The organism is Streptomyces sp. NPDC060209, assembly GCF_042728155.1.
Taxonomy (GTDB): domain Bacteria; phylum Actinomycetota; class Actinomycetes; order Streptomycetales; family Streptomycetaceae; genus Streptomyces.
Genome location: NZ_JBHWZS010000428.1, coordinates 1 through 6,052 on the forward strand (window position 1 = coordinate 1; position 6,052 = coordinate 6,052).

Here is a 6,052-nt window from a genome sequence, read left to right on the forward strand (position 1 = left end):
CCCCGGGGCACCGGGTGGCTGTCAGGCGGTGCCCAGACGGCCGTCCCACAGCTCGCGTTCGGTCTTGCGGGGATCGTTGACGACCTGGTCGGACGTGGTGTTGTTGTAGCGGAACGTCATGACGGGGCGCTCCTGCGCGTCGTACTCCTTCCACGAAGCCTGACCGGTCCTGGCGAATTCGACCCAGGTGTTGTGCAGGGCGTCCGCGAGATTCTGGGGCGGCTGGGTCCCGGTGAACTTCTGGTTGGCCGGGAGGGACAGGGTGTCCCAGGCGAAGGGCAGGTCAAGGCTGTGGCAGGCACCCAGCTTGACCTGGACGTCGTTGGGGATGACCGGGGAGCGCCACCCGAACTCGTACAGGTAGGTCGGTGCCCCGTCGTTCTCTCCCCGGGCCTCGGCCACGCGGTAGGTCGGGATACGGAACATCCGGTCGGTCAGCACCGCGGCGGCGATACCGGAGGGCTTGCTGCGCGGGTAGGCGGCGGTGTCGTTCGTCGCGTACGTGTCGTAGGCGCTGTCCGGCGCCCCGTACGCCTTCACGCGGGTCTTGAAGGGACCCGGCAGGAGCACGGACACCAGGGCGCTGGTCACGATGAAGAGGCGGAACTCCTCGGTGGTCGTGCCCATCAGCAGCGGCACCTGGCCGCCCGCGCCGTCCGCGATCGCGGCCGCGGGCAGGCGGGTGAGCACATCGCCGTCGATGACGGGCAGGAACGCCAGGCCGCATGAGGCGATGGTGCTCGCCCCGTAGGCGTTCACGTCCGCGCTCTGGCTGACTTCCTTGGAGACCTCGCCCTGCGCCTCGGTCAGGTCGTCGATGTCCACGCCCGCCAGGGCGGCAGCGGTCGGCTCGACACCGAGGCGCTCCGCCACCGCGCCGAGCACCAACGCGGCGTCCCCGGGCGTCTGGCCGATGTGCGCGTTGCCGCTCTGCACGATCGCCTTGTGGAACAGGCCGTCGTCGCGCGACAGCAGCGCGAGCACGCTCATGGCGCCGGCCGACTCCCCGCACAGCGTGATGTCACCCGGGTCGCCCCCGAAGGCCGCGATGTTCTCGCGCACCCAGGTGAGCGCGGCGATCTGGTCGAGCAGGCCGCGGTTGGCCGGAGCCGGGGCGTCCGGCAGATAGCCGAAGCCGTCCACCCCAAGGCGGTAGTTGATGGAGACGCACACCACGCCGTCACGGGCGAAGGTCGCACCGTCGTAGGCGGGGACGGCTGACGAGCCGGTGGTGAAACCACCGCCGTGGATCCACACCAGCACGGGCAGGGACGCCTCGGTGTCAGTCGTCCACACGTTGAGGTTCAGCCATTCGTCGCCCGCGACGTTCGGGTCGGGCATGATCTCACCGAGCTTGCCACCCAGTGGCGGCTTGGGGGGCGTGGCCCCGAAGGTGTCAGCCGTCCGCACGCCCTGCCAGGGCTCGGGCGGTACGGGAGCGGCGAAACGCAGCTCACCGATCGGTGCACGGCCGTAGGGCATTCCGAGGAAGCGGGCGATGCCGTCCTCCGCCGTCCCCGACACCCAGCCGTAAGCCGTTTCGACCTCGACCGTGCTCTGCTCGGACATGTGTCTCCTTGGGGCCGGCTGGTCATGGATCCCACCCGCAGGGGCCGGCCCACCGCCCGTCAGGCGTCCCGCACCGACAGCCGGCCGGGACATATGGTGGTTACCCAGAGAGTTGTAGCGATTACACACAGTGACAGAAAGTGATGGGTACTGTCACGCCGTGACCGGTCACCAGGGCGTTCCGCCCATGTCGTGATCGATCAAGGATCGAGGGATGTGGGACGTCAGTGTCTCATTTGATCTATTGTCGTCTCATGACTCTCGATCGTGAGCAGGTGCTGCGGAGCGCCGCCGCACTGCTGACCCGCAGATCCACGGCGACCATGGACGAGGTGGCCAAGGCCGCGGGAATCGGCCGTGCCACCCTGCACAGGCACTTCGCCGGGCGGGACGCTCTGGTCGGGGCACTGGAGAACCTCGGTATCCAGGAGTTCGAAGCCGCACTGGACGCCGCCGGACTCGACGAGGGCAGTGCCGAGGACGGACTGAGGCGGCTGATCGCGGCCGTCCAGCCCGGTGCCGGACTGCTGTCGTTCCTGGTCACCGAGAACCAGCTCTTCGAGGGCGACGACGTCAACGAGGGCTGGAGCCGCCTCGACGCCCGGGTCTCGGCGTTCTTCCGGCGCGGCCAGGAGCGCGGCGAATTCCGGATCGACCTCACCCCGGCCTGGCTGACCGAGGCCCTGTACGGCCTGATCGGGAGCTGCGCATGGTCCGTGCAGGCGGGCCGCGTCGCCGCGCAGGACTTCCCCTACATGATCGTCGAGTTGCTCCTGGGCGGAGCACGCCGGAGCGTGGAGAAATGAGCAGCACCTTTTCGAAGGCGGGCGTCACGGGCGACCAGCACCATCCGGGCCGGTGGATCGCCCTCACCGTCCTCGTCCTGGCCGTGCTGCTGGTCGCCGTCGACGCCACCGTCCTCGGCCTGGCGACCCCGTTCCTCAGCGAGGATCTCGAACCGACCGGCACCCAACTGCTCTGGATCGGCGACGTCTACTCCTTCGTCATCGCCGGACTCCTGGTCTCCATGGGCAGCCTCGGCGACCGCATCGGCCGGAAGAAGCTGCTGCTGACCGGCGCCACGGCCTTCGGGGCGGTCTCCGTGCTCAACGCCTACGCGTGGAGCCCCGAGATGATGATCGTGGCCAGGGCCCTGCTCGGCGTCGCCGGTGCCACGCTGATGCCGTCCACGCTCGCCCTGATCCGCAATCTCTTCCACGACCCGCGCGAACGCAGCCTCGCCGTCGGCATCTGGGGCGCCATGGCCGCGGCGGGCGCCGCCGTCGGCCCGGTCGTGGGCGGGCTCCTGCTGGAGCACTTCTGGTGGGGCTCGGTCTTCCTGATCAACCTGCCCGTGATGGCGGTCCTCGTCGCCGTGGGCGTCAAGATGATCCCCGAGTCGAAGAATCCCGCGCCGGGCCCGTGGGACATGCCCAGCGTGGGGCTCTCCCTGGTCGGCATGATCGGCGTCGTGTACGCCATCAAGGAGGCGGCAGCACACGGCGTGAGCTGGGAGACCGGCGTGGCGGCCGTCGGGGGCGCGCTGGCGCTCACCTGGTTCGTACGCCGTCAGCTGAAGCTCCCCGCCCCACTGCTGGACATGCGGCTCTTCCACCACCGGGGATTCTCCGGCGCGGTCCTCGCCGACCTCCTGACCATCCTCGGCCTGTCCGGGATCGTCTTCTTCCTCTCCCAGTTCCTGCAGCTGGTCCAGGGACGGGGCCCGCTCGAAGCCGGGCTCGCCGAACTGCCCGCGGCCGTCGGTGCGGTGACCGCCGGGCTGCTGGCGGGGAGGGTCGCACGCCGCTATTCCGTGCGCTCCGTGGTCGCCGTCGGGCTCGGCGCCATCGGCGTGTCGCTCGCCGTGGTCACGGTGATCCACAAGGAGACCGGATACCCGCTGATCGGGGTCCTGCTCCTGGTGGTGGGCGTCGGCGCCGGATTCGCCTTCACCGTCACCTCCGACGTCATCCTCTCCAGCGTCCCGAAGGAGCAGGCCGGCTCGGCGTCAGCGGTGTCCGAGACCGCGTACGAGCTCGGCGCCGCCCTCGGCATCGCGCTGCTCGGGTCGATCGTCACGGGCGTCTACAAGGGCTTCGGGACCCCCGAGGGGATCCCGGCCGCGGCCGCGACGGCGGCCCACGAGTCGCTGGGCGGCGCCGTGGAGACGGCGGAGCACCTCCCGGCGCACCAGGGGAGCGAACTCGTCGTCGCGGCTCAGGAGGCCTTCGTCAACGGGCTGCGGGTATCGGCGGGGGTCGGTGCCGTCGTGCTGCTCGCGACCGCTGTCGCCGCGTGGTTCCTGCTGCGCGACCAGAAGCTGGAGGAGGGCATCATCCCCGACGAGTGAGTGACCCGGCGCAGCCGCGCCGGGCACCGAAATGCACCCGTCCGGCTCAGGCGGCCTTGGCCTTCGTCGCGTACATGTCGACGTACTCCTGGCCGGACAGCCGCATGACCTCGGCCATCACGGAGTCCGTGACCGCCCGCAGGACGTAACGGTCGCGGTCCATGCCCTCGTAGCGCGAGAACTCCATCGGCTCACCGAAGCGGACCGTGACCTTGCCCGGACGGGGCAGGCCGGCGCCGCCCGGCTGCAGCTTGTCCGTGCCGATCATCGCGAACGGCACGACCGGCGCACCGGTCATCAGGGTCAGCCGCGCGATACCCGTACGGCCCCGGTAGAGCCGGCCGTCGGGGGAGCGGGTGCCCTCGGGGTAGATGGCGAAGGCATTGCCCTCCTCCAGCACCCGGCGGCCCGTCATCAGCGCCGCGACGCCGCCGCGGCCGCCGTCCCGGTCCACCGGGATCATTCCGCAGCCCGTGAAGAACCACGCCATCAGCCGGCCCTTGAGGCCCTTGCCGGTGACGTACTCGTCCTTGCCGATGTAGAACACCGGCCGGTCGCAGCAGATCGGCATGATCATCGAGTCGATGAACGTCAGGTGGTTGCCCGCGAGGATCACAGGACCGGACCCCGGGATGTTCTCCACGCCTTCCACCTGAGGCCGGAAGAGCAGGCGCAGGATCGGTCCGAGCACTGCCTTGATGACCGTGAGTCGGGACAACGCATCCTCCGGTGACGTGGCCGGGCGGCCGGGGCGGGAATTCGCGAGGGTCTGTGCAGGTGAGGACGATACTCGCGGGTACCGCCTCTCCGCACATCGGGTTCACCGAGCCGATACGCAGTGTTGACGTGTGTTTCCGCCATGTTCGTCCACGGGCCGCCCCACCGATGGCGTAGCTGCCTACGATCAAGCCTCCCCCGAAGGTGCCGGACATCACACGCGAGGAGCATTCATGACAGAGCGCGCGCAGACTGCACCCGGTCGGCGGACCCTCCTGGGGGCCGCCGTCATAGGTACGACGGCCCTCGGACTGTCCGGCACGGCGAACGCCGCCGGGCGTGGCGCGCCCGACGCGCAGAGCGGCAAGCACGGCTCCTACCGGGACCTGCCCGTGCCCACCGTCATCGGCCACCGCGGCGCCAGCGGCTACCGGCCCGAGCACACACTCGGCTCCTACCAGCTGGCCCTGGACATGGGTGCGCACATCGTCGAGCAGGACCTCGTGCCGACCAAGGACGGTCACCTGGTCTGCCGGCACGAGAACGACATCACCGGCACCACGGACGTCGCCGAGCGCCCCGAGTTCGCCGGCCGCAAGGCCACCAAGCGGGTCGACGGGGTGTCGCTCACCGGCTGGTTCACCGAGGACTTCACCCTCACCGAGCTGAAGACGCTCCGTGCCAAGGAGCGGATCCCCGGCAACCGCCAGGAGAACACGCTGTACGACGGCCGCTGGGAGATCCCGACGTTCGAAGAGGTCCTGCGCTGGGCGGACGAGGAGGGCCGCAGGCGCGGCAGGCCGGTCTGGCTCTACGTCGAGACCAAGCACCCCTCGTACTTCAGGGGCCTCGGGCTCGGCCTGGAAGAGCCGCTCGCCAAGCTGCTGCGCCGCTACGGCCGTCACCGTGCGAACTCCGCGCTGATCCTCCAGTCCTTCGAGCCGAGCTCGATGCGGCGGCTGTCGAAGCTGGTCGCCACACCCCGTGTCGTCCTGCTGTCCGGGCCCAAGGAACGGCCCTGGGACTTCGTGGAGGCCGGCGACCCCCGTACCGTCGCCGATCTGGTGAAGCCCGCAGGGCTGAAGTGGATCGCGTCCTTCGCGCAGGGCATCGGCCCCACGCTGGACCTGGTCATCCCCAGGGACGGCGCGGGCCGGCTGACCACCCCCACCACCCTGGTCGCGGACGCGCACGCGCGAGGGCTGGTCCTGCACCCGTACACGATGCGCAACGAGAACACCTTCCTGCCCGCGGACTTCCGGCGCGGCACGGACCCGAACGCCTACGGGGACGTGTTCGGCGCTCTCCGGGCGTACTTCGAGGCGGGTATCGACGGGATCTTCTCCGACAACCCCGACACCGCCCTGCTCGCCGCCGCCGACTTCGCCCGGGACTGAACCCGGGGGCGGGCCGGAC

At 70.1% G+C, this 6,052-nt stretch carries 5 protein-coding genes; 3 read left to right on the forward strand and 2 right to left on the reverse strand.

The window, feature by feature from the left end:
- Positions 1-21: 21 nt before the first annotated feature.
- Positions 22-1,569, reverse strand: a complete 1,548-nt coding sequence (locus tag ACFWFI_RS40265; RefSeq protein WP_387400523.1) for a carboxylesterase/lipase family protein — start codon at positions 1,567-1,569, stop codon at positions 22-24.
- A gap of 254 nt (positions 1,570-1,823) precedes the next feature.
- Between ACFWFI_RS40265 and ACFWFI_RS40270 the strand changes: the two genes are divergently transcribed.
- Positions 1,824-2,375, forward strand: coding sequence for a TetR/AcrR family transcriptional regulator (locus ACFWFI_RS40270; protein ID WP_387400525.1), 552 nt, complete (start codon positions 1,824-1,826; stop codon positions 2,373-2,375).
- Entirely contained in the window at positions 2,372-3,919 is a 1,548-nt protein-coding gene (locus tag ACFWFI_RS40275; protein ID WP_387400527.1) for an MFS transporter, read from the forward strand. The genes ACFWFI_RS40270 and ACFWFI_RS40275 overlap by 4 nt, the downstream gene beginning before the upstream one ends.
- 46 nt (positions 3,920-3,965) lie before the next feature.
- On the opposite strand, the gene ACFWFI_RS40280 is transcribed toward ACFWFI_RS40275, so the two are convergent.
- Entirely contained in the window at positions 3,966-4,637 is a 672-nt protein-coding gene (locus ACFWFI_RS40280) for a lysophospholipid acyltransferase family protein (protein WP_387400529.1), read from the reverse strand.
- A gap of 232 nt (positions 4,638-4,869) precedes the next feature.
- Here ACFWFI_RS40280 and ACFWFI_RS40285 point away from each other — a divergent pair, with 232 nt between their 5' ends.
- A complete protein-coding gene (locus ACFWFI_RS40285) occupies positions 4,870-6,033 on the forward strand; it encodes a glycerophosphodiester phosphodiesterase (protein ID WP_387400531.1) in 1,164 nt (387 codons plus the stop codon).
- Positions 6,034-6,052 lie beyond the last annotated feature (19 nt).

What these genes read in the sequence shown, in the direction of transcription:
- ACFWFI_RS40285 (WP_387400531.1), top strand. Translation starts at nt 4,870, where the DNA reads ATGACAGAGCGCGCGCAGACTGCACCCGGTCGGCGGACCCTCCTGGGG.
- ACFWFI_RS40265 (WP_387400523.1), bottom strand. Translation starts at nt 1,569, where the DNA reads ATGTCCGAGCAGAGCACGGTCGAGGTCGAAACGGCTTACGGCTGGGTG.
- ACFWFI_RS40275 (WP_387400527.1), top strand. Translation starts at nt 2,372, where the DNA reads ATGAGCAGCACCTTTTCGAAGGCGGGCGTCACGGGCGACCAGCACCAT.
- ACFWFI_RS40270 (WP_387400525.1), top strand. Translation starts at nt 1,824, where the DNA reads ATGACTCTCGATCGTGAGCAGGTGCTGCGGAGCGCCGCCGCACTGCTG.